The following is a 21,140-nucleotide window of genomic DNA, read 5'->3' as shown; positions in this document are numbered from 1 at the left end:
CGCCCGCGGCTTCATGCCGCGGGTCGACCCGTTATGGCGTCCAAACGCCGTTGAGCCGCCCAGCCGGGTCGATGCCCGGCATGAAGCCGGGCATGACGACTTTTAAGGCGCAGCAGCCTCCCCGGCCTTGCCGCTTCGCTCAGCCCGGCTGGGTCATCACGCCGTCGATCCGGCGCCACAGCCCATAGGGATTGCCGTCCCGCACGGCCTCGGGCAGCAGGTGCTCGGCCACGTTCTGGTAGCAGACGGGCCGCAGGAAACGGCGGATCGCGAGGCTGCCGACCGAGGTCGTGCGGCTGTCGGAGGTCGCCGGGAAGGGCCCGCCATGGACCATGGCGTGACAGACTTCCACACCCGTCGGCCAGCCATTGACCAGGATGCGGCCGGCCTTGGTTTCGAGGATCGGCAGAACGGCGGAGAAGAGCGCCTCGTCCTCCTCCGTCATGTGCACGGTGATGGTGAGCTGTCCTTCAAGACCCTGCAGCAGCCGGGCCAGCGCCATCAGATCCTCGTCCCGCACCAGAAGACCGGCGGCGCCGAAGATCTCGTCCGAGAGATGCGGGGTCTTCTCGAAGGTGGCGGCATCGGTCGCGAAGAAGCCGGGGGTGGCGCGGTTCTCGGCGGACTGGCCGGTGCCAAGGCGCTGCACGCCCGGCGTTTCGGCAAGACGTGCGACGCCCTTTTCATAGGCCGCCAGGATGCCACGGTGGAGCATGACGCCCGCCGCCGCATCGCCCATGGCCTCCCCTGCCGCCTTCACGAAGGCATCGAGGCCGGGCGCCGGAATGGCGAGCAGCAGTCCGGGATTGGTACAGAACTGCCCCGCCCCCATGGTGACCGACCCCACGAAGGCGCGGCCGAGTTCCGCGCCGCGGGCTTCGAGCGCGCCAGGCAGAAGGAGAACGGGGTTGATGCTGCTCATCTCGGCATAGACCGGGATGGGCTCCGGCCGCTCGGACGCGATCTTGGCCAGCGCCAGCCCGCCCCCGCGGCTGCCGGTGAAGCCCACCGCCTTGATCCGCGGATCGGCGACCAGCGCCTGGCCGACCGTATCGCCCACCCCGAAGAGCAGGGAGAAGACGCCCTCCGGCAGGCCCGCTTCCTTCACCGCCGCCTGAATGGCGCGGCCGACGAGTTCCGAAGTGCCGGGATGCGCCGGATGGCCTTTCACAACCACCGGGCAGCCGGCAGCCAGTGCAGAGGCCGTGTCCCCGCCCGCGACTGAGAAGGCCAGCGGGAAGTTGCTGGCGCCGAAGACGCCGACGGGACCGAGGGGAACCATGCGCATCCGCAGATCGGGGCGCGGCAGCGGCTTCCTGTCCGGCAAGGCGGGGTCGAGCCGCACGTCCTGCCAGCTGCCTTCCAGAACTTCCTTGGCGAAGAGGCGGAGCTGACCCACGGTGCGGCCGCGCTCCCCTTCGATCCGCGCGCGCGGCAGGCCGGTTTCGGCACAGGCGCGGTCGGTCAGGGCATCGCCCAGCGCGTCGATCTTGCTGGCGACCAGTTCGAGGAAGGCCGCCCGCACCGCGGGCGTGGTGGCGCGATAGGGGCCGAAGGCGGCATCCGCCAGTTCGCAGGCACGCGCCACGTCGGCGGCCGTCGCCCCGCCATAGCTCGGTTCGAGGGCGGCACCGCTGGCGGCGTCATATCCCTGGAAGGCCTTTTCGGTGCCCCGCACGGCAGCGGCACCGATCAGCATCTCTCCGGTCAAGCTCATCGTCATCTCTCCTTACTTACCCCAGCGCAGCACCAGCGGATCGAGCCGCCGCGCCACGTCCAGCAGCCCCGCCCGGGTCTCGGCCGAGAGCGGCACCAGCGGCGCGCGCGGCGCGTCGCATTTGATGATGCCGCCTTCCTTCATCAGCGCCTTGCAGGCCAGCAGCCCGCCCTGGCGGTTCTCGAAATTGATCAGCGGCAGCCAGCGGCCGTAGCGCTCCACCGCCGCTTCCCGGTTCCCTGCCAGATAATCATGCACGATGGGCTTCAAACCATCGGGATAGGCACCCGCCGTCATCGCGCCCGTGGCACCTGCATCGAGATCGGGCAGCAGGGTGATCGCCTCTTCCCCGTCCCAGGGACCCTCGATCGCATCGCCGCCGAGGCGGATGAGGGTGCGCAGCTTCTCGGCCGCCTGCGGCACCTCGATCTTGAAATAAGAGACCTGCTCGATCTCCTGCGCCATGCGCGCGAGGAAAGCGGCGGAGAGCGGAGTGCCGGCGACCGGCGCATCCTGGATCATGATGGGGATCGAAATCGCGTCCGACACCCCCTGGAAATAGCTGTAGATCGCGGGTTCGGGCACGCGGAAGGTGGACCCGTGATAGGGCGGCATGATCATGACCATGGCCGCACCCTGGTCTTGCGCGCGCTTGCTGCGCTCTGCCGTCACCCGGGTCGAGAAATGCGTCGTGGTCACGATCACCGGCACGCGACCCGCGACGTGCTTGAGGATGGCCGTGGTCAGCACCTCACGCTCCTCGTCCGACAGCACGAACTGCTCGGAGAAGTTGGCGAGGATGCAGATGCCGTCCGATCCGGCGTCGATCATGAAGTCAATGGCGCGGAGCTGGCCGGGCAGATCGAGATTTCCCGCCTCGTCGAAGATGGTGGGGGCGACGGGGAAGATGCCCGTGTAGCGCCGCTTGGCAGCCGACATGTCTTTATTCCTTCCTGGACGGTCGATCAGTGATTGTCGCGGGGAACAGGCGCGCCCGAACGCCCCACGAGGAAGTCGAGATCCGCGCCTTCGTTGGCCTGCAGCACGTGGTCGACATAGAGCTTGGTATATCCGCGCGTGGCGGCAGGGGCCGGCGGCACCCAGGCGGCACGGCGCGCCGCCATTTCCTCGTCCGAGACGTGCAGATGCAGGCTGCCGGCCGCAACGTCGAGGGTGATGAGATCACCGTTGCGGACGAAGGCGAGCGGCCCGCCAGCCGTGGCCTCCGGCGCCACGTGCAGAACCACGGTGCCATAGGCGGTGCCGGACATGCGGGCATCGGAAATGCGGATCATGTCACGCACGCCTTCACGCAGCAGCTTGGTCGGGATCGGCATGTTGCCGACCTCGGCCATGCCGGGATAGCCCTTCGGGCCGCAATTCTTCAGCACCATGATGCAGGAGGCGTCGATGTCCAGCGCCTCGTCGTCCACGGCGTGATGCATCTCCTCGACATTCTCGAAGACCACGGCGCGCCCGGTGTGTTTGAGAAGCTCGGGCGATGCAGCGGAGGGTTTGATGACGGCGCCGTCGGGAGCGATATTGCCGCGCAGGATGGCGATACCGGCCTCGGGCTTGAAGGGTTCGTCGAAGCCCGTGATCACCTCCTGGTTCCAGCACTGCGCCCGGGCGACGTTCTCGCCAATCGAATGGCCGTTCGCGGTGAGCGCGCCTTCGTGCAATAGCCCCTGCTCGATCAGCGTCTTGAGCACCACGGGCAGGCCCCCGGCGTAATAGAAATCCTCCATCAGGAAGCGGCCGGACGGCATCAGATCGACTAGGCAGTGCACGCCGCGGCCCAGCCGGTCGAAATCATCCAGCGTGAGGTCGACGCCGATGCGCCGCGCGATGGCAATGAGATGCACGACCGCATTGGTCGATCCGCCGATGGCGGCCAGGGTGCGGATCGCGTTCTCGAAGGCTTCGCGCGTGAGGATCTTGGAGAGGGTGAGGTCCTCGTTCACCATCTCGACGATCCGGCGGCCCGAGAAACGGGCGAGCTCATTGCGCCGCGCATCCACCGCGGGAATCGCCGCGTTGCCCGGAAGGGAGACGCCCAGCGCCTCGACCATCGACGCCATGGTGGAAGCCGTGCCCATCGTCATGCAATGGCCGGAGGAGCGATTCATGCCGGCTTCCGCCTCGTGGAATTCTTCGAGAGTAATCTCCCCGGCACGCAGCTGCTCGCTCATGGAGATGATATTGGTGCCGGAGCCGATCATGCGGCCCTGATAGACGCCGCGGAGCTGCGGGCCGCCGGAGACACCGATCGTCGGCAGATCGGCCGAGGCCGCCCCCATCAGCAGGGCCGGCGTCGTCTTGTCACAGCCCATCAGCAGAACCACGCCGTCGAGCGGGTGCGCGCGCACCGCTTCTTCGACGTCCATCGAGGCGAGGTTGCGGTAGAGCATGGCGGTGGGCCGCATCGTCACCTCGCCCAGCGAGGAGACCGGAAATTCCAGAGGAAAGCCGCCGGCATCGAGCACGCCATAGCGGACGTGCTCCGCGATGGTGCGGAAATGGGAATTGCAGGGGTTCAGCTCGGACCAGGTGTTGCAGATGCCGATGACCGGCCGGCCCTCGAACTGATCTTGGGGAAAACCGCGGTTCTTGAGGAAGGACCGGTAGTAGAATCCCATCTTGTCCTGGCGCCCGAACCATTCCTGGCTGCGCAGTGGCTTCTTGGTCGTCATGACAGAGTCTTCCCGTTGAACGTCTTATGGTTGGGTAGAATGTTCCGACCATAGAGGGAAGGGGCAAGCCGCGCCACCGGATGTGGCAGCAAGGCTTCTCTGTCCTGCTGGCCGATCCAGACGCGCCGGGGCTTGGACCTTTGTTGATTAAAATGCTGGCGCAACGATCTCTTCTCGTGAAAAATCAACTTCCTGAGACTTCCACACGAGAAGAGGAGAAACGCCCGCCATGTGTGTCGCTCACAAGACCGATCTGGGCCGCCGCGCCCTGTTCGCGGCGACCGCCGCCAGCTTGACCGCGGCCGGCGTGGCTGGATCTCGCCCTGCCCGGGCGGACGGCAGCCCCGCTGCGCCGAACGCCATCTCGCCCGACGAGGCGTTGCAGCGGCTGATGGAAGGCAACGCCCGCTACTGCGCCAACACCGCCGACCTGAAGGACTACGAGGTGGGCCGTGCGGCGCGCGCCGCCGCGCAATACCCGATCGCGGGGCTGGTGAGCTGCGCCGATGCCCGCGTCGCGCCCGAGCTGATCTTCGACCAGGGGCCAGGCGAGCTTTTCGTGACGCGGGTCGCCGGCAACTTCGTCAATACCGACGGGCTGGCAAGCTTGGAATACGGCGTGAAGTTCCTTGGCCTGCCGCTCATCATGGTGCTCGGCCATTCAGGCTGCGGCGCCATCTCAGCGACGATCAAGGTGCTGAAGGAGCATGCCATGCTGCCAGGCCATCTCCCGCAGCTCGTGGACGCGATCAAGCCCGCGATTGATCTCGCGGAGAAGCGCAAGGCCGCCGATCCACTGGGCGAAGCGATTCGGCAGAACGTGCGCTTCAACGTGCGGCGCCTGGACAATGCGAAGCCGATCATCGCCGAGGCCGTGGCTGCCGGCCGCGTACGCATCATCGGTGGCGTCTACGACATCGGCACCGGCAAGGTGACGCTCATTTAGAGGGAAGCTCGGCACGGCCGGGGGCGAGGGCCGCATCCTCCTCCCGCGCCGTGGGACTGTCCTCGAGCCGGATGACGAGAGCCACCGCCGCCACCGCCGGCACGATCAACGCCAGGAAGGCGCCCTGCCAGCCGAACCAGGTGACGGCGGCGCCGCCCACGAGTCCGGAGAGTGCGCCGCCCAGGCCCTGGCCGGTATTGACGGCGCCCAGCGCCGTCTGGGTGCGGCCACTGCCCCAGGTGAAATCGGCGACGAGGAGCGGGGCCGCGACCCCGATGAGGCCGGAGCTGATCCCGTCCAGCACTTCGGCCAGGATCAGCCAGACCGGGTCCGTGACGAAGGCCGAGAAGACGGCGCGCAATGGCAGAACCGCACAAGCGAGCACCAGAAGCCGACGGCGCCCTGCCCGCTGCGCATGCGTCCCCGTCCAGAGAGCCACCGGAATCATGGTGAACTGCGCGACGATCACGTAGCCGGCGAGCCAGCTGCCGGCGTCATGGCCGAGCGCCGAGAGGCGCTGCGCGACGAGTGCCAGCATGTAGCCGTTGGCGAGGTTGAAGAGGCCGAGCCCGAGCGCCAGGAGAGCAAGCCGGCGGTTACCAAGAATCTCCGCGAGGCCGGAGCGATGCTCGACCTCGTCGGGCTCCTGCTCGGCCCAGCCATGGGCGCGGCGGCCGTTGAACAGATGCAGCGGCGTGGACAGGATGGAGATGATCGCGCCACAGGCCATGGCGCCGAAGATCCAGAAGGGTGCCTGCGGGCCGATCCAGCGGCTGCCGAGGCCGATGAGGATGGCGGCGAAGACGATGCCGGCGTGGTTGAAGGCCTGATTTTGGCCTTGCTGGCCCGGGAACCGTGCCTTGCCGACGATCCCCAAGGTGAAGAGCGTCAGTGCCGGCAGCAGCAGCACACCGCCCACGGCCGCCACGCATTGCGAGACGAGAATCCAGACGATGCTATGCGCGGCCGGAACGATGGTGAGGGTGCCGAGCAAGATCAGGCCGCAGGCGGCGGCGAGCAGGGTGCGGGGGCGGCGGGACTGATCGACGATGAGGCCGGCCGGCCCGTTCAGCACCAGTGCGAAGAGGCCGATCGCGGTCATCACCGAGCCGGTGCGCGCAGGGCTCCAGTAGCCCTGCCCCGCGAGCCAGGTCGCGAGGAAGGGGCCAAGGCCGCCCTGAATGTCGCCGGTGAAGAAATTGATGAAGGCGAGGTGGGCGGCAGGAGACATCAGGAATGGCGGACCCTCGGCAGTTCCGCCGTTCTAGATGGGACGAGGAGGCCGCGCAGGAAGCCCCGCCCCGCCCAAGCCTCAGGGATTGTAGGCGGAGGAATAGCCTGGCCCCACCACATACCCCGGAGCCGGATACGCGGGGACGGGTGCCGGCACCGCATAGGCCGGCGCGGCATAACCGGGCGCGGCATAGACCACGGGCGGCGGCGCATAGACCACCGGCGGCGCGGCATAGACGGGCGGCGCAATCGCCGCACCGATTGCGGCACCGACGGCAAGACCGGCCAGGCCACTGGCAACGGCGACGCCAGGATCGTTCCAGCAGCACCCGCCGCCGCCGTACCAGCCCCCTCCATGCCAGCCGCCCCAGCCTCCGTGCCAGCCGCCACCCCAACCACCGTGCCAGCCGCCGCCATACCAGCCTTGGGCCGAGGCGGGCGCTACGAGCCCGCCGCCACCGACGGCCGCCAGCAGCAAGAGCGCAGAGAAGCGGCGCATCGCGCCCCGAGCCAGCCGGACCATGTGCGGTCACCCCGATCGTCTGAGAAATCTCCGCCTCTAGGCTATCATCTTCCGGCGCACCCCGCGGTAAATTCTGAAACCCGTGGCCGGGGGTGGGTTCGGGCCCTTGCGAAGAGGCCACCCTCTGCGGCCTTCTGAATGCCCCTCCGCGCCGGAGCCACGCCGCATGCCCGAGTTACGCCTTCGCATCCTGCTCGACCCCGACGGCCACATCGGCCCCGGCAAAGTGGAGCTCCTGGAAGGCATTTCGCGCCTCGGATCGATCTCCGCCGCCGGCCGCACCATGGGCATGTCCTATCGCCGCGCCTGGGAACTGGTGGAGGAGATGAACCGCATCTTCGGCCGCGCGGTGGTCGAAACCCAGGCCGGTGGCCGGCAGGGCGGCGGCGCGCGGCTCACCGATCTGGGCACGCTCATCGTCACCCAATTCCGTACCGCCGAGGCTGCGGCCCGCGCGGCAATCGCCTCCGAGGTCGCCGCGCTTCAAGCCGCGGTGGATCGTCATGATTGACCCCCTGGCGCTCCTCGCAAGAGACGTTATTTTCGTCTGGGAATAACGCCTCCACCCCACCAGGAGCCCGCCGTGCACCGTCGCCACCTTCTCATGAGCGGTCTGGCGCTCGCCGCGCTGCCCCGCGTCACCCATGCGGCGTCCGCGGACGACACCGTTGCCGTCGCCTATGCCGGCTCGCTGGTCGCCCTGATGGAACACGGCATCGGTCCCGCATTTGCCAAGAGTGGTGCGACCTTCCGCGGCTATGCCGGCGGCTCGGATAAGATGGCGCACCAGATCGCGGGCAAGCTGCTGCGGGCGGACGTGTTCATCAGCGCCAATCTCAAGGTGAATGACGGCCTCATGGGCGCAGCGAATGGTGACTGGGTGGACTGGTACGTGACCTTCGCCCAGTCACCGCTCGTCATCGGCTACAATCCGAACGGCCGCTTCGCCGTCCAGCTCCGCACGAAGCCCTGGTACGAGGTGCTGCAGGAGAGCGGCATCCGTATCGGCCGGACGGACCCGAAGCTCGATCCAAAGGGCCGCCTCACCCTGGCCCTCATGAAAAAGGCCAGCGCGGTCTACAAGATCCCCGATCTCGCCCAACGGGTGCTGGGTGCCGCCGATAACCCGGCCCAGGTGCTGCCGGAAGAGAGCCTGGTCGGGCGGCTGCAATCGGGCCAGATCGACCTTGGCTTCTTCTATTCGACCGAGACGACGGAGTTGAAGATTCCGGCCATCGCACTGCCGAAGGAGGTCAGCCTCAGCGCCCATTACACGGCGACCCTGCTGAACCGGGCGCCGAATCCCAGCGGCGGAGCAGACTTTCTCGCCTTCCTGCTGGGTCCGGACGGCCGCGCCATCATGGCGACGCATGGCCTGGACCTCGTGCCACCGCGCCTCACGGGTGACCGGTCCCACGTGCCACCGCCGCTGCTGGCCCTTCTCCCCTGAGCGGACTCGGCGGACGCCGCAGGACGGCATTCGGCGTCTGGACCATCGTGCCGGCGCTGGCCGGGCTGCTCACCCTCTCCGTCGCCGCCCCCTTCCTCGCCGGCCTCGCCCATATCGGCATGGCCGACTGGCGCGGTGCCGACTGGCGCGGCCTCGGCGCGGCGAGCCTCGTTTCCGCTCTCAGCGCGACCACGGCCACCCTGCTGGTGACCCTCGGCGGCATCCCGCTCGGCTATCTGCTGGCCCGGCGACAAGGCCGGCGGATCGCCCTGCTCGGCTTCATGGTGCAATTGCCGCTCGCCCTGCCGCCCCTCTCCAGCGGCATCCTGCTGCTCTTCCTGCTCGGCTATGCGAGCCCCATCGGGGCACTCACCCACGGCGCCCTGACTGACAGCTTCGCCGGCATCGTTGTCGCCGAAAGCTTCGTCGCCGCGCCTTTCCTCATCATCGCCGCACGCTCGGCCTTCGCAGCCGTCGACCCGGTGCTGGAGGACGTGGCCCGCAGCCTGGGCCATCCGCCGATGAGCGTGCTGCTGCGCGCCAGCCTGCCGCTCGCCTGGCGCGGCATCGCGGCCGGCATGCTGCTGTGCTGGCTGCGCGCCTTCGGCGAATTCGGCGCGACCGTGATGGTCGCCTATCACCCCTATTCGCTGCCCGTGTACACCTACGTCGCCTTCGGCGCGGAGGGCTTGCCGGCCATGGTGCCGGTGCTGCTGCCGACACTCGGCACGGCGCTGCTCGTCATGCTCGCGGCGACCTGGCTCACCCGCGCGCCGGGCAAGAGGCTGCCGACGGCCCCATCCGCCGAGACGCCGCTGGTCGCCGCCCCGGCATCTCCACCCAGAGCGGTTCCCGAACCTCTCGCCTTCAGCGTAAAGCGACGGCTGCCGGGCTTCACCCTCTCCCTCGCCCATCGCACCGAGGCACGCCGCATCGCGCTGCTCGGCGCTTCGGGTTCGGGCAAATCCCTGACGCTGCGCGCGATCGCGGGGCTCGACCGCGGGCCTGAGGATCGGCTGACGCTCGGCCCCCGCGATCTTACGCCCCTGCCACCGGACGCGCGCCACATCGCCTATGTGCCGCAGAGCTATGGTCTCTTCCCGCACCTCACCGCCGCCGGCCAGCTCCGCTTCGCGCGCGACCATGATGCGGAGGCGGCGCGTTTCTGGCTCACCCGGCTCGGCCTCGCGGGGCTGGAGCGCCGGCGGCCGGCGCAGCTTTCCCTCGGCCAGCAGCAGCGCGTAGCGATCGCGCGTGCGCTCAGCCGTCGCGCCGGGCTGCTGCTGCTCGACGAACCTTTCTCGGCGCTCGACGCACCGCTGCGCGCCGAGCTGCGCCAGATGCTGCGCACGCTTCAGGCCGAAACCTCGGTCACGACTCTCCTCGTGACGCACGATCCGGATGAGGCCTTCCTGCTGGCAGACGAGATCCTGCTGATCGACCGGGGCCGGCTGCTGCAGGCGGGACCGGTGAACGCCGTTTTTGAGCGACCGGCGAATGCCACCGCTGCCCGGCTGCTGGGCGCGCGCTTTGCGGCGCCGGGCCATGCCGTTGCGCCAGATCGCATGGAGATCGGCCCCGGCGTCACCCTCACCGTCGACGGACCAGCCCTCACTCCTGGCAGGCGCCTCGGCTGGTCGATCGCGCCGGAGCGGCTTCGCCTCGTCTCCGATGGCGGACTGCCCGCCGAAATTCTCGACGCTGCGCCGCCGGCTGCCGGGCAGCAGCGCCTGACCATCCGGCTGGGTCAGGCCGTGCTGCCGCTCATACAGGCGCCCGACGGAGACCGGCTGCCGGGCCCCGCGCGCATCGCCGTACCCGCCGCCGCCCTGCAGATCTGGGAAGAGCCAGAGCTCCCGGCTCGCCGCTAGGCCCTCAAGCCGCCGGCAGCAGGTGGCGGTGGCGCAGCAGCGGCGCCGTGCTGGGCGGTCGGCCACGGAAGGCGACATAGAGCGCCATCGGATCGCGCGTGTCCCCCGCGCTCAGCAGGGTGCGCAGCCGCGCCGCCGTCGCGGGGTCGAAGGCGTTGCCGGCCTCGGTAAAGGCGTCGAACCCATCGGCGTCCAGCACCTCCGACCAGAGATAGGCATAGTAGCCCGCGGCGTAGCCGCCGCCCGCAAAGAGGTGCTGAAAATGTGCAGGCCGGTGCCGGATGCCAATGGCCGCCGGCATCCCGATCCCTGCCAGAAATTCGCGCTCGAAGCTTTCGATGTCGATCGCGGCCGGGTCGGAATGCTGGTGCAAGGCCATGTCGATCAGCGCGGCGGCCGTGTATTCCACGGTGGCGAAACCCTGGCCCCAGCCCTGAGCCGCAAGCAGCCGCTCGATCAGCGCATCGGGAATCGGTGCGCCGGTCTCCGCGTGGCGGGCATAGGCCCGCAAGGTCTCGGGCAGAGACCACCAATGCTCGTAGATCTGGGAGGGAAGCTCGACGAAATCCCGCCGCACCGACGTGCCGGACTGCGAGGGGTAGCGCACCCGGCTGAGCAGGCCGTGCAGGGCATGGCCGAATTCGTGGAACATCGTCTCGGCGTCGTCGAAGCTCAGCAGGGTAGGCGCCGCCTTGGCGAAGTTGTTGTTGTTGACGATGATGGGCAGCACCGGACCATCCATCGTTTCCTGATCGCGGTAGCTGCTCATCCAGGCACCGGAGCGCTTGTCGGCCCGCGCGTAATGATCCGCCAGGAAGACGCCGACCGTCCCCGCCGCATCCCGCACCTCATAGGCGCGCACCTCGGGATGATAGACGGGCAGATCCGGCCGCGGCACGAAATGCAGGCCGAACAGCTTCGTTGCGGTGTCGAACACCGCGTCCTGGATTTGATCGAGGACGAAATAGGGCTTCAGCTCGGCCTCATCGAGGGCGTAATCGGCTTGGCGGACCTTTTCGGCATAGTAGCGCCAGTCCCAGGCTTCGATGGCGTCATTGACACCTTCGGCCCGGGCGGCCTCCTGCAGGCGGGCGCGCTCGGCATCGGCACGGCGCTTCGCCGGCTCCCAGACTTCGGCGAGCAGCGCTTCCGCCGCCGCCGGGCTACCGGCCATGGAATCGGCCAGCCGGAAGGCGGCGAAGCTGTCATAGCCGAGCAGTCGGGCGCGTTCCGCCCGCAGCGCCAGGATCTCGGGGATCAGCGGCCGGTTGTCATGCGCGCCGGCATGCGTGCCGCGGGCGATCCAGGCTTCATAGGCGATGCGCCGCAGATCGCGCCGCGCGGAGAAGGTGAGGAAGGGCTCGATGACCGAGCGCGACAGGGTGACGGCGAAGCCACCCAGGCCCCGTTCGGCTGCGGCCTCCGCCATGCTGGCGCGGACGAAGCCGGGCAGTCCGGCAAGGTCGGCCTCCTCCAGTGGCAATACCCAGCTCTTCTCGTCATGCAGCACGTTCTGGCCGAAGGCGGTGTGCAGCACCGCGAGCCGGGCGGAAATCTCGGTCATGCGCGCCTTGTCCGCGGGCCCCAGCGCCGCGCCGCTGCGCACGAGGTTGAGGTGCAGACGTTCGAGCAGCCGCTGCTGATCCTCGTCCAGATCCAAGTGGGCGCGCTCCGCATGCAGCCGGTCGATGCGCGCAAACAGCGCGGGGTCGAGGGCGATGCGCATGCCGTGCTCGGCAAGCTTCGGTGCGAGGTCGCGGTCCAGCGCTTCCAGCGCCTCGCCGCCCAGGCTGCTCGCGAGATTGTGGAAGACGGCCGAGACGCGGCCGAGCGCTCGGCCCGCCCGTTCCAGCGCTTCCACGGTATTGGCGAAGGTCGGCGCCGCAGGGTCCGCGGCGATGGCCGCGATTTCCCCCAGATGTTCTTCCATCGCCGCGGCGAAAGCCGCCGGAAAGTGTTCCGGCCGGATAAGATCGAAGGGCGGCACGCCGAAGGGGGTCGTCCAAGGCTGAAGGAGCGGATTATCCTGGGTCATGCCGCCCAATCCGACAGAAGCCATAGTTCCGGTCAAGCCGCACCCACCGCCTGAGAGTTGAGACGAGACACCCGCGATGCTCGACCACATCTACCTGCCGGAACCCTGGACCTTCCTCACCGTTCTGGTGTTCGTCATCCTGCTCGCGGCGGGGAACTACCTCGTCATCTGGTCGCAGAGCCGCAGCCCGGCCTTGCTGTGGATGGCGGCGAGCGCCGCGCTCACCGGCTGCGGCCTCGGGCTCTGGGGCTTGCTGCCGGAAACCCCGGCCATCTTCCTCGGCATCCCGACCGTGCTCTTCGGTCTCGGCTGTCTCTGGACCGGGTGCCGGCGGGCCGGCGGCCGCGCGCCTCTGTGGCCGGGCCTCGCGGCTTCTCTTCTGGGCTGGCCGGTGATCGCCTTCGGCACCGGCCTTGCCGCGGATGCGGAGAGCCGCGCCATTCTCTCCTATGCCTGCGGAACCCTCCTCCTGGGGCTCGCTTTGCGGGCGGTGATGGGCCGCGGCTGGCCCCGTCGCCCCGGCCATTGGTTCGTCACCGTCCTGCTCGCGGCCGAAGCCTTGCTCTGCGCGCTCTGGACCATCGGCCAGGCCTTGACCCGGCTCGGCATCCTTGCCCTCGGGCCCAACGTGAACGCCCCCTTCTCCGCCCTGATGCTCACGGGCTTCAGCCTGGTGATGAGCTTCGCCTTCGTCGCCTGGGTGAAGGAAGACGCGGACAGCGTCCACGCTGCCGAAGCGAGCCAAGACCCGCTGACCGGCATCGGTAACCGGCGCCGGCTGAACGCCGAGCTGGCGACTGCGGTGGAGCAGGCGCGCAAGCGGCACCACCCGCTCGCCCTCATCATGATCGATATCGACCAGTTCAAGACCTACAACGACCAGTATGGTCATCCCGCCGGCGATGCCTGCCTGGCTGCCGTGGCCACCTGCCTGGCCGAGACAATCAGCCATCCCGAGGACGAGGTGATGCGCTATGGTGGGGAGGAGTTCACCGTTCTGCTGCGCCGGGCCGATGGCGCGGCCGCGCTGGGTCTCGCCGAGCGCATGCGGCAAGCGGTGCGGGCCATGCGCCGCCTCCATGAAGGACGCGAGGAGGACATCGTGACGATCAGCCTCGGCGTCGCCGCCATGCCAGGCGCCACGGCCAATCCCGCCATACTCGTTGCGGCCGCCGATCGGGCGCTCTACCGCGCCAAGGAGCAAGGGCGCGATCGCGCCGTCCTTTTCACCGCGGAGGAGACGGCGGGGCTGACACCCGACGCGGTGCCCCTCCGCTTGAGCGAAGGCCTGCCCCAGGATGCGCGGTCACCCACCGTCAAAATTTAAAAAAGAGGCTAGCCCTCGCGGCCTTCACGTGGCCTGATAGCCCCACGCGCCCCGAAGAAGGGCGGCCTCCTGCACAACACGTCCAAGAATGACAAGGGGAGAGACAGCATGGAACGGCGTTCCGTCATCGGTGGGATCGGCCTTGGTCTGGCCGGCGCCGCGAGCCTTCTGGCGAAACCGGCGCGGGCACAAGGCAAGTCCTACACCGTCGCCCTGATCCCCGGCCTCACGACCGATGCCTTCTACATCACCATGCATCGCGGTGCGGCAGCCGCGGCCAAGGCGCTGGGCGTCGACTTGGTCTTTCAGGGTGCGCCCGAATTCAACCCGGTGCAGCAGGTGCCGGTGCTGGACGCCGTGATCGCCCGCAAGCCGGATGCGCTGCTCATCGCACCGACGGACAAGGTGCAGCTCATCAAGCCGCTGCAGGCGGCAGCCAATGCCGGCATTCCGGTCATCACCGTCGATACCTACATCGGCAGCGGCGTCTATCAGACGGGCAGCGGCGATGCCGATTTCCCGCTCTCCTATATCGCCTCCAACAACACGCTCGGCGGCCAGATGGCGGCGCGTGCGCTCGGCAAGGAGCTTGGCGGCAAGGGCAAGGTCTACGTCTCCAACATCCAGCCGGGCGTTTCCACAACCGACGAGCGCACGGCGGGCTTCATCGACGAGATGAAGAAGGAGTTCCCCGGCATCACGGTGCTGCCGACGCAGTTCAACGATGACGACGCCAACAAGGCGGCAAGCCAGGCGCAGTCCGTGCTCGCCCGCAATCCCGATCTCGCCGGGGTCTTCGGCGCCAATCTCTTCTCCGCCATGGGTGCTGCCAACGGCATCCAGCAGGGCGGCGCGGGCGGCAAGGTAAAGGTCGTCGCCTTCGATGCGCCGCAGACCATCATCGGCAACATCAAGAGCGGCCTGATCGACATGGCGATCGCCCAGCACCCGGCCGAGATCGGCTGGTACGGCGTGGCTTCGGCCTATGCGCATTTGACCGGGCAATCCATTCCACCCGCCATCGCCACCGGCTTTACCATCATCGACAAGGCAAACGTCGACGATCCCGCTGTCCAGAAATTCGTCTACTCGGCCTGATCGGTCGATGGCGGCTTCCTCTCATGCCGCCCCCGGTGCCGCCGGGGGCAGGCGATGGCTCCAGCTTCTGGCCTCCGCCCGTGCCTGGGTCTTTCTCATCCTGCTCGTCATCGCCTTCGAAATCTGGTCGCGCGTCGCCTATGGCACGACCTTCGTCTTCAGCCTGTTCAACATCCGATCCATCGCGGTCTTCGCGGTGGCGCCCGTTTTGCTCGGCCTCGGCCAGACGCTCGTCATCATCTCGGGCGGCATCGACCTGTCGGTCGCCTTCTCCATGGGGCTCGCAGCCGTCATCGCGGCGCATGTCGCCAATGTCGTCGGCGCCGCGGCGGGGCCTGGCCTCGGCCTGCTTGCCGCCTGCATCCTCGCCTCCCTCGCGACCGTCGTTCCAGGATGGATTAACGGCGTGCTGGTGGCGCGGCTGCGCGTGCCACCCTTCATCGGCACGCTTGGCATGTATGGCGTCGCTCGTGGCGTGGCCTATATCGTGGCCGGCGGCACTACCGTGCCGGTGCAGAACACCTGGCTGACCTGGATCGGCAATGGCCGGATCCTCGGCATTCCGGCTGTCGTGCTCATCGCCGTCATCGTCATCCTCGTCTTCCACTATCTGCTGTCCGAGACGCTCTTCGGCCAATACACCTACGCGATCGGCGGCAATCGCCAGGCCAGCTTGCGCGCCGGCGTGAACGTCCGCCGTGTCACCGTCCTGCTCTATATTCTCTCAGCCGTCACCGCCGGCATCGACGGCATCCTCTACACGGGGCGGTTCGCCGCCGGTGCGCCGCAGGCGGGGGAGCCCCTGCTGCTCGACAGCATCGCCGCCGTGGTCATCGGTGGTGCCAGCCTCTTCGGTGGATCTGGCACCATCATGGGCACGGTGATCGGTGCGCTGATCATCGCCGTGATCCAGTACGGCCTCGTCTTCCTCAACGTCGAGCCCTTCTGGCAGTTCATCGCCGTTGGTCTCGTCATCATCGTCTCCGTGCTGGTCGACCAGAGCCAGCGCCGCTTTGCCGGAGGACGCCAGGATGAGTGACATCCGCACGGGCGATCTCGTACTCGAAACCCACGGGATCTCGAAGCGCTTCGGCGGCGTGCACGCGCTGGAGCGCGTGGATTTCCAGCTGCGGGCCGGCGAAGTCGTGGCTTTGGCCGGCGACAACGGTGCCGGCAAGTCGACCTTCACCAAGATCATCTCCGGTGTTTTCCAGCCGAGCGAAGGCGAGATCCGCTACTGCGGCAGGCCCGTCTCCTTCGACGGCCCCCAGGCTGCCCGCGCCCAGGGCATCGAGACGATCTATCAGGACTTGGCGCTGGCCGATAATCTCGACATCGGCGGCAACGTCTTCCTCGGCCGGGAACTCAAGACGAAATTCCTCTTCCTGCCGCGCATCGACCGCCGCCGCATGCGGGAGGAGGCGGCGAAAGCCATCTCCGTGCTCGACGTGCATCTCGACCGGCTGGACCGGCCGGTGCGGGCTCTCTCCGGCGGGCAGCGCCAGGCGGTCGCCATCGGTCGCGCCATCCACTGGGATGCGCGCGTCGTCATCATGGACGAGCCGACGGCCGCCCTCGGCGTGCCGGAGCAGCGCCGCGTGATGGAGCTCATCCGCTCCCTCAAGACGAAGGGCATCGGCATCATCTTCATCTCACACAATCTCGCCGACATGTTCGCGGTGTCGGATCGTATCGTCGTGTTGCGGCGCGGGGTCGTCGCCGGCGAGCGGCAGGTGGGCGCCGTCGACCCGGAGGAAATCGTGCGCCTGATGGTGGGACAATGAAGAAGGACGAACGCCGGCTGCGCGTCGGCGTGCTCGGCTGCGGGCCGATCGCACAGTTCGCGCATTTCGAGTCCTGCACCAAGGCGCGCAACGCCGATCTCTTCGCGATCTGCGATGTCGCCGCGGACTTGCGCGACCGCATGGCGGCAACCCACGCGCCGCAGAAGAGCTTCGCCGATTACGACGCGATGCTGGCGGACCCCGAGGTGGAGGCGGTGATCATCGCGACCTCCGACGCCTTCCACGTGCCGGCCAGCCTGCGGGCCCTGGAGGCAGGCAAGCACGTGCTGTGCGAAAAGCCGGTCGGCGTGAGCGTGGAAGAGGTGGAGCGGCTGCGCGACACCGCGGCACGTTGCGGGCGCATCCTGCAAATCGGCCATATGAAGCGCTTCGACCCGGGCCTGCAGGCGGCGAAGGACTTCATCGAGAGTGAGATGGGTGAAATTCTGGCGCTGAAGGCGTGGTATTGCGACAGCACCCATCGCTACACGATGACGGATGCCGTCCAGCCCCTGCCGGTAACCAGCGCAGAGGCCCGCAAGCCAAAAGAAAACCCGAAGGCCGACCTGCGCCGCTACTTTATGCTGGCCCACGGCAGCCATCTGCTGGATCTTGCGCGCTGGCTGTGCGGCCCCATCACCGAGGTGCGGGCCCGGCTCTCCGAACGCTTCGGCGCCTATTGCTGGTTCGTGGAAACCACCTTCGCGAACGGCGTGCTCGGCCATCTCGATCTCACCGTCGCGGTACGGATGGACTGGCACGAGGGCCTGCAGCTCTATGGAGAACGCGGCAGCGTCGTCGCCCGCACCTTCAACCCCTGGTATTACCGGGCGTCTGAGGTGGACATCTTCCACGAATCCGATGCCACCACCCGACGCCCACTCGGCGCGGACGGGCATTTCTATCGCCGCCAGGTGGAAGGCTTCGCCGAGACGATCCTGACCGGGGTTGCGCAGCATGGCGCGGATGCCGAAGACGGCGTCGCCAACATCCGCGCCATGGTGGCGATCGCGCAATCGGTGCGGGAAGGCCGAACCGTGCGGCTGGACGAGGTTGCAGGCGCGCTATGAACCGGATCGGCATCTTCGCCAAGACCTTCCCCGGGCAGACGGCCGAGAGCGTGCTGGCCGCCGCGCGTGCCGCAGGCTATGGCTGCGTCCAGTTCAACCTCTCCTGCTGCGGCCTGCCCTCGATGCCCGATCATCTAGCCGAGGACACAGTGGCCGAGATCGCCGCGGCATCGCGGACGAGCGGCGTCGCGATCGTCGCCCTGTCTGGCACCTACAACATGATCCATCCCGATCTCGCGCTGCGCGCACAGGGCCTCGCGCGGCTCGGTCTTCTCCTGTCTCACGCCAAGGCCATGGGCACGGGTCTCGTCACCCTCTGCACGGGCACGCGCGATCCGCAGGATCAATGGCGCGGCCATCCCGACAACCTCTCGCCCGAGGCCTGGGCTGAAATGGTTCTGGAAATGACCAAGGCCGCCCGGATGGCGGAGACGCATGGTGTGGATCTCGGGATCGAACCGGAACCCGCGAACATCGTGGGCTCCGCCGCCCGCGCCGCACGCCTGCTGCGGGAAGTGCCCTCGCCACGGCTGCGCATCGTGCTGGACCCTGCCAATCTGGTGGAGGAAGGGGGCATAGACCAGGACCGCATTTTCGAGACGGCGGCCGACATGCTGGGGGAGCGCATCGCCCTCGCCCATGCCAAGGACCGGGACGCGACAGGCGAGGTGGTGGCGCCGGGCCACGGCATCATCGACTTTCCCTGCTTCTTCGCTCATCTCGCCCGCGTCGGCTTCCAGGGACCCGTCGTCACCCATGGGCTGGCAGCCGCCGAGGCGCCGGAGGCCGCCCGCTTCCTTGCTCGCACGCTCGCGGCATGAAGGCGCATCTGCTGCTCGACGGGCTGCCGCTGGCCTTCACCGACGAAGGCGCGGGCCTGCCCGTCCTTTTTCAGCACGGCCTCGGCGGCCATGAGGGCCAGATACGGGAGAATTTTCCGGAAGACCTCACCGACATCCGACGCCTCACGCTGGAATGCCGCGGGCATGGTGCGTCGCCGCCCGACCCCGCCGGGCGCTATGCCATTCGCCTCTTCGCGGCCGACTGCCTCGCCCTGGCCGATGCGCGGCGCGCACGGCATTTCGTGGCGGGGGGCATTTCGATGGGCGCCGCGATCGCCCTCCATCTCGCCTGCCATCATCCAGCCCGGGTGCGGGCGCTCATCCTTGCCCGCCCTGCCTGGCTGTGCGGCCCGGCGCCCGCCAATCTGCAAGCCTATGGGCTGGTCGGCCGCCTGCTGCGCGAAGCGGGGCCCGTCCAGGGACGCGCACGTTTCGACGCGAGCGAAACCGCGGCCGCGCTGGCGCAGGCCGCGCCCGGCACGCTCGCGACCTTGCAGGCCTTCTTTGATCACCCGAAACCACGCGAACTCGCCCTGTTGCTCGAGCGGATCGCGGCCGACGGGCCCGGCGTTTCGCCCGAACAACTGGCCGCGCTCCGCCTGCCGACCCTCGTCATCGGCCACGGCGTCGACCATGCCCACCCTTGGGCCTATGCCGAGGAATTGGCGGCCATGATCCCCGAGGCGCGGCTCGTCGAAATCCCGCCCAAGGCAACGGCGCCCGAGGCGCACCGTGCCGCCTTCCAGGCGGCAGTTGCCCGGTTTCTGCAGGATCTTCCCGCCTGGTCACCCGAGCATTAGAGGCCCGCATGCCCGCACCCAACTGGATGGACCTTCTGCCACGCCACCGGCTGCTCGCCGAGTTCTCTTTCTGGTCGGCCGATCTCGGCCATCTCGCCGAGGACGTCTCCCGCACCGACGCCTTCGCCGACCTCTATCACCTCGACGTCGCCGACGGACATTTCGCCCCGGCCCTTCTGTTCTTTCCCGATCTCGTAGCGCGCCTGCGGCGCCTCACCGGCCGGCCCTTTCACGTCCATCTCATGGCGGCGGATGCGGTGCTACTGAGCCAGATCGACCAATTCGCCGAAGCGGGCGCCGATCTCATTTCCATCCATGTCGAGAACCAGTCGGTGCTGCCGGCAGCGCTCGATCGTATCCGCCAGCACGGGCTGAAAACCGGTCTCGTGTTGAAGCTGGCGACGCCGGTCAACGCCATCGAACCGCTGCTCGGCGCGGTGGATTTCGTCACGCTGCTCGGCACCGCGATCGGCGTGAAAGGCCAGGGACTGTCTCCGGAGGCCTGCCCCCGCCTCGCCACGCTGCGCTGGATGATCGCTGCGGCGGGACGGACGGATTCCGTCATTCTCGCCGCCGACGGCGGCATTCGCGAGGGCACGGTGCCGGATCTTGCCGCCGCGGGTGCGCAAACGGTGGTGATGGGCTCCCTCGCCTTCGGTGCGCCCGATCTCTCGGCGCGCATGCGCTGGCTGCACGGCCTGCCGCTCGCCGCCTGATGCCGGTTCGCATCGGTATCGACCTGGGTGGCACGGACCTGCGCGCCGCCGCCCTCGACGACGCAGATAGGATCGTCCATCACGCCCAGGTCGCGACGGCCGCCGAGGCCGGCCCTGAGGCCGTGCTCACCCAGATCGGCGCTTTGGTCGAAGAGGTTTCGGCCGGGCGCGCGCCGATCGGCATCGGGATCGGTTCGCCCGGGCCGCTCGACGTCGCCCGCGGCCTCGTGCTGCATGCGCCGACGCTGCGCGGCTGGCGCGACGTGCCCCTGGCCCGACTCGTCGCCGAGCGCACCGGCCTTCCCACCCGGCTGGAGAACGACGCCAACGCCGCGGCCCTGGCGGAATGGCGCCTGGGCGCGGGACGCGGGCTGCGCCACATGGTCTATGTCACCGTCAGCACCGGCATCGGCGGGGGCATCATCGCGGATGGGCGGCTGCTCCATGGCGATCGCAGCCTGGCCGGCGAAATCGGCCATATGGTGGTGACGGAAGCGCTGGCCCCCTGTGCCTGCGGCGGTTTCGGCTGCTGGGAAGCGCTTGCCTCCGGCACTGCCCTGGGCCGCCGCGCGCGGGCGGCGGGGCTGATGGCCGAGGAGCCTGTGACCGCCCGGCTGGTGGCCGAACGCGCGGCCGCCGGCGACGCTTTGGCCAGCCGCCTAATGACAGAGGAGGCGCGCTATCTCGGCCTCGGCTTCGCCAATCTCCTGCACCTCTATGCACCCGAGTTGATCGTGGTGGGAGGCGGCGTCTCCGCCTCCCTGCCGCTGATGGCGGAGGAGATCGGCCGCATCGTGGCCGAGCGGGCGATGCCCGCCTATCGCAGCGTGCCCATTCGCGCCGCGGCGCTGGGAGCCCAAGCCGGCGTCATCGGCGCCGCGCTGCTGATCCCCGCCGGCTGATCGGAGGGCGTCCTCCGGCGGGCAACGGCTTCCTGTCCGCCCGTGCCGCCTCTGCTAACGCCAAGCAAAGAAACGATTCGTCTCAATCTCTCATTCTCACCTTGACGTGAAGGGGTGAAGCCGTGAATCACTT

19 protein-coding genes are annotated in these 21,140 nt (G+C 68.4%); 13 read left to right on the top strand and 6 right to left on the bottom strand.

Features of this window, described 5'->3' with window-relative positions:
- Positions 1-139 precede the first annotated feature (139 nt).
- From ACYQ6W_RS12950 to ACYQ6W_RS12940, 3 genes are read right to left on the bottom strand one after another with little or no spacing between them, the layout of a single operon-like run.
- Positions 140-1,717: an aldehyde dehydrogenase (NADP(+)) gene (locus ACYQ6W_RS12950; protein ID WP_459675773.1), complete on the bottom strand. Its 1,578-nt coding sequence runs from the start codon at positions 1,715-1,717 to the stop codon at positions 140-142.
- Between the two features lie 12 nt (positions 1,718-1,729).
- The gene (locus ACYQ6W_RS12945) at positions 1,730-2,656 is read right to left on the bottom strand and encodes a dihydrodipicolinate synthase family protein (RefSeq protein ID WP_459675772.1); all 927 of its coding nucleotides are present in this window, start codon (positions 2,654-2,656) and stop codon (positions 1,730-1,732) included.
- Between the two features lie 26 nt (positions 2,657-2,682).
- Positions 2,683-4,410 carry an IlvD/Edd family dehydratase gene (locus ACYQ6W_RS12940; RefSeq protein ID WP_459675771.1) on the bottom strand — a complete coding sequence of 576 codons (1,728 nt, stop codon included), beginning with the start codon at positions 4,408-4,410 and terminating at the stop codon, positions 2,683-2,685.
- Positions 4,411-4,639: 229 nt separating this feature from the next.
- On the opposite strand from ACYQ6W_RS12940, the gene ACYQ6W_RS12935 reads away from it, so the two are divergent.
- Positions 4,640-5,356: a carbonic anhydrase gene (locus ACYQ6W_RS12935; RefSeq protein WP_459675770.1), complete on the top strand. Its 717-nt coding sequence runs from the start codon at positions 4,640-4,642 to the stop codon at positions 5,354-5,356.
- Here ACYQ6W_RS12935 and ACYQ6W_RS12930 read toward each other — a convergent pair.
- On the bottom strand, positions 5,349-6,587 hold the full coding sequence (locus ACYQ6W_RS12930; RefSeq protein ID WP_459675769.1) for an MFS transporter: 1,239 nt from the start codon (positions 6,585-6,587) through the stop codon (positions 5,349-5,351). The genes ACYQ6W_RS12935 and ACYQ6W_RS12930 overlap by 8 nt on opposite strands.
- Before the next feature lie 81 nt (positions 6,588-6,668).
- Entirely contained in the window at positions 6,669-7,112 is a 444-nt protein-coding gene (locus ACYQ6W_RS12925; RefSeq protein ID WP_459675766.1) for a hypothetical protein, read from the bottom strand.
- Positions 7,113-7,278: 166 nt separating this feature from the next.
- On the opposite strand from ACYQ6W_RS12925, the gene ACYQ6W_RS12920 reads away from it, so the two are divergent.
- The 3 genes from ACYQ6W_RS12920 (at position 7,279) to ACYQ6W_RS12910 (ending at position 10,433) form a co-directional block, all read left to right on the top strand.
- Positions 7,279-7,623 (top strand): winged helix-turn-helix domain-containing protein, encoded by a 345-nt coding sequence (locus ACYQ6W_RS12920; protein ID WP_459675765.1) that lies wholly within the window; start codon positions 7,279-7,281, stop codon positions 7,621-7,623.
- A gap of 72 nt (positions 7,624-7,695) precedes the next feature.
- Positions 7,696-8,562 carry an extracellular solute-binding protein gene (locus ACYQ6W_RS12915; protein ID WP_459675763.1) on the top strand — a complete coding sequence of 289 codons (867 nt, stop codon included), beginning with the start codon at positions 7,696-7,698 and terminating at the stop codon, positions 8,560-8,562.
- Between the two features lie 47 nt (positions 8,563-8,609).
- Positions 8,610-10,433, top strand: a complete 1,824-nt coding sequence (locus ACYQ6W_RS12910; RefSeq protein WP_459675762.1) for an ABC transporter ATP-binding protein/permease — start codon at positions 8,610-8,612, stop codon at positions 10,431-10,433.
- 4 nt (positions 10,434-10,437) lie between these two features.
- Here ACYQ6W_RS12910 and ACYQ6W_RS12905 read toward each other — a convergent pair whose 3' ends face one another.
- Complete coding sequence (locus ACYQ6W_RS12905) at positions 10,438-12,468, bottom strand: M3 family metallopeptidase (RefSeq protein WP_459675760.1); 2,031 nt, start codon at positions 12,466-12,468, stop codon at positions 10,438-10,440.
- Between the two features lie 76 nt (positions 12,469-12,544).
- Here ACYQ6W_RS12905 and ACYQ6W_RS12900 point away from each other — a divergent pair, with 76 nt between their 5' ends.
- The 9 genes from ACYQ6W_RS12900 (at position 12,545) to ACYQ6W_RS12860 (ending at position 21,007) form a co-directional block, all read left to right on the top strand.
- The gene (locus ACYQ6W_RS12900; RefSeq protein ID WP_459675759.1) at positions 12,545-13,795 is read left to right on the top strand and encodes a GGDEF domain-containing protein; all 1,251 of its coding nucleotides are present in this window, start codon (positions 12,545-12,547) and stop codon (positions 13,793-13,795) included.
- Positions 13,796-13,903: 108 nt separating this feature from the next.
- On the top strand, positions 13,904-14,893 hold the full coding sequence (locus ACYQ6W_RS12895; protein ID WP_459675758.1) for an ABC transporter substrate-binding protein: 990 nt from the start codon (positions 13,904-13,906) through the stop codon (positions 14,891-14,893).
- 7 nt (positions 14,894-14,900) lie between these two features.
- A complete protein-coding gene (locus ACYQ6W_RS12890) occupies positions 14,901-15,932 on the top strand; it encodes an ABC transporter permease subunit (protein ID WP_459675757.1) in 1,032 nt (343 codons plus the stop codon).
- A complete protein-coding gene (locus tag ACYQ6W_RS12885; protein WP_459675756.1) occupies positions 15,925-16,677 on the top strand; it encodes an ATP-binding cassette domain-containing protein in 753 nt (250 codons plus the stop codon). The genes ACYQ6W_RS12890 and ACYQ6W_RS12885 overlap by 8 nt, the downstream gene beginning before the upstream one ends.
- On the top strand, positions 16,674-17,747 hold the full coding sequence (locus tag ACYQ6W_RS12880; RefSeq protein WP_459675755.1) for a Gfo/Idh/MocA family protein: 1,074 nt from the start codon (positions 16,674-16,676) through the stop codon (positions 17,745-17,747). Before ACYQ6W_RS12885 ends, ACYQ6W_RS12880 begins: the two co-directional genes overlap by 4 nt.
- Complete coding sequence (locus ACYQ6W_RS12875) at positions 17,744-18,568, top strand: sugar phosphate isomerase/epimerase family protein (protein WP_459675753.1); 825 nt, start codon at positions 17,744-17,746, stop codon at positions 18,566-18,568. Before ACYQ6W_RS12880 ends, ACYQ6W_RS12875 begins: the two co-directional genes overlap by 4 nt.
- The gene (locus tag ACYQ6W_RS12870) at positions 18,565-19,389 is read left to right on the top strand and encodes an alpha/beta fold hydrolase (RefSeq protein WP_459675752.1); all 825 of its coding nucleotides are present in this window, start codon (positions 18,565-18,567) and stop codon (positions 19,387-19,389) included. Before ACYQ6W_RS12875 ends, ACYQ6W_RS12870 begins: the two co-directional genes overlap by 4 nt.
- Before the next feature lie 8 nt (positions 19,390-19,397).
- Entirely contained in the window at positions 19,398-20,105 is a 708-nt protein-coding gene (locus ACYQ6W_RS12865; protein WP_459675751.1) for a ribulose-phosphate 3-epimerase, read from the top strand.
- Entirely contained in the window at positions 20,105-21,007 is a 903-nt protein-coding gene (locus tag ACYQ6W_RS12860; protein ID WP_459675750.1) for an ROK family protein, read from the top strand. The genes ACYQ6W_RS12865 and ACYQ6W_RS12860 overlap by 1 nt, the downstream gene beginning before the upstream one ends.
- The last annotated feature ends 133 nt before the right edge of the window (positions 21,008-21,140 follow it).

It is taken from the genome of Acidisoma sp. 7E03, from assembly GCF_054665075.1.
The sequence above is the reverse complement of the archived record's forward strand: the minus strand, read 5'-3'. Positions and strand labels throughout refer to the sequence as shown.

Coding starts and splice junctions, on each gene's coding strand:
- ACYQ6W_RS12950 (WP_459675773.1), bottom strand. CDS start 1,717: ATGAGCTTGACCGGAGAGATGCTGATCGGTGCCGCTGCCGTGCGGGGC.
- ACYQ6W_RS12945 (WP_459675772.1), bottom strand. CDS start 2,656: ATGTCGGCTGCCAAGCGGCGCTACACGGGCATCTTCCCCGTCGCCCCC.
- ACYQ6W_RS12940 (WP_459675771.1), bottom strand. CDS start 4,410: ATGACGACCAAGAAGCCACTGCGCAGCCAGGAATGGTTCGGGCGCCAG.
- ACYQ6W_RS12935 (WP_459675770.1), top strand. CDS start 4,640: ATGTGTGTCGCTCACAAGACCGATCTGGGCCGCCGCGCCCTGTTCGCG.
- ACYQ6W_RS12930 (WP_459675769.1), bottom strand. CDS start 6,587: ATGTCTCCTGCCGCCCACCTCGCCTTCATCAATTTCTTCACCGGCGAC.
- ACYQ6W_RS12925 (WP_459675766.1), bottom strand. CDS start 7,112: ATGGTCCGGCTGGCTCGGGGCGCGATGCGCCGCTTCTCTGCGCTCTTG.
- ACYQ6W_RS12920 (WP_459675765.1), top strand. CDS start 7,279: ATGCCCGAGTTACGCCTTCGCATCCTGCTCGACCCCGACGGCCACATC.
- ACYQ6W_RS12905 (WP_459675760.1), bottom strand. CDS start 12,468: ATGACCCAGGATAATCCGCTCCTTCAGCCTTGGACGACCCCCTTCGGC.
- ACYQ6W_RS12900 (WP_459675759.1), top strand. CDS start 12,545: ATGCTCGACCACATCTACCTGCCGGAACCCTGGACCTTCCTCACCGTT.
- ACYQ6W_RS12895 (WP_459675758.1), top strand. CDS start 13,904: ATGGAACGGCGTTCCGTCATCGGTGGGATCGGCCTTGGTCTGGCCGGC.
- ACYQ6W_RS12890 (WP_459675757.1), top strand. CDS start 14,901: ATGGCGGCTTCCTCTCATGCCGCCCCCGGTGCCGCCGGGGGCAGGCGA.
- ACYQ6W_RS12885 (WP_459675756.1), top strand. CDS start 15,925: ATGAGTGACATCCGCACGGGCGATCTCGTACTCGAAACCCACGGGATC.
- ACYQ6W_RS12880 (WP_459675755.1), top strand. CDS start 16,674: ATGAAGAAGGACGAACGCCGGCTGCGCGTCGGCGTGCTCGGCTGCGGG.
- ACYQ6W_RS12875 (WP_459675753.1), top strand. CDS start 17,744: ATGAACCGGATCGGCATCTTCGCCAAGACCTTCCCCGGGCAGACGGCC.
- ACYQ6W_RS12870 (WP_459675752.1), top strand. CDS start 18,565: ATGAAGGCGCATCTGCTGCTCGACGGGCTGCCGCTGGCCTTCACCGAC.
- ACYQ6W_RS12865 (WP_459675751.1), top strand. CDS start 19,398: ATGCCCGCACCCAACTGGATGGACCTTCTGCCACGCCACCGGCTGCTC.
- ACYQ6W_RS12860 (WP_459675750.1), top strand. CDS start 20,105: ATGCCGGTTCGCATCGGTATCGACCTGGGTGGCACGGACCTGCGCGCC.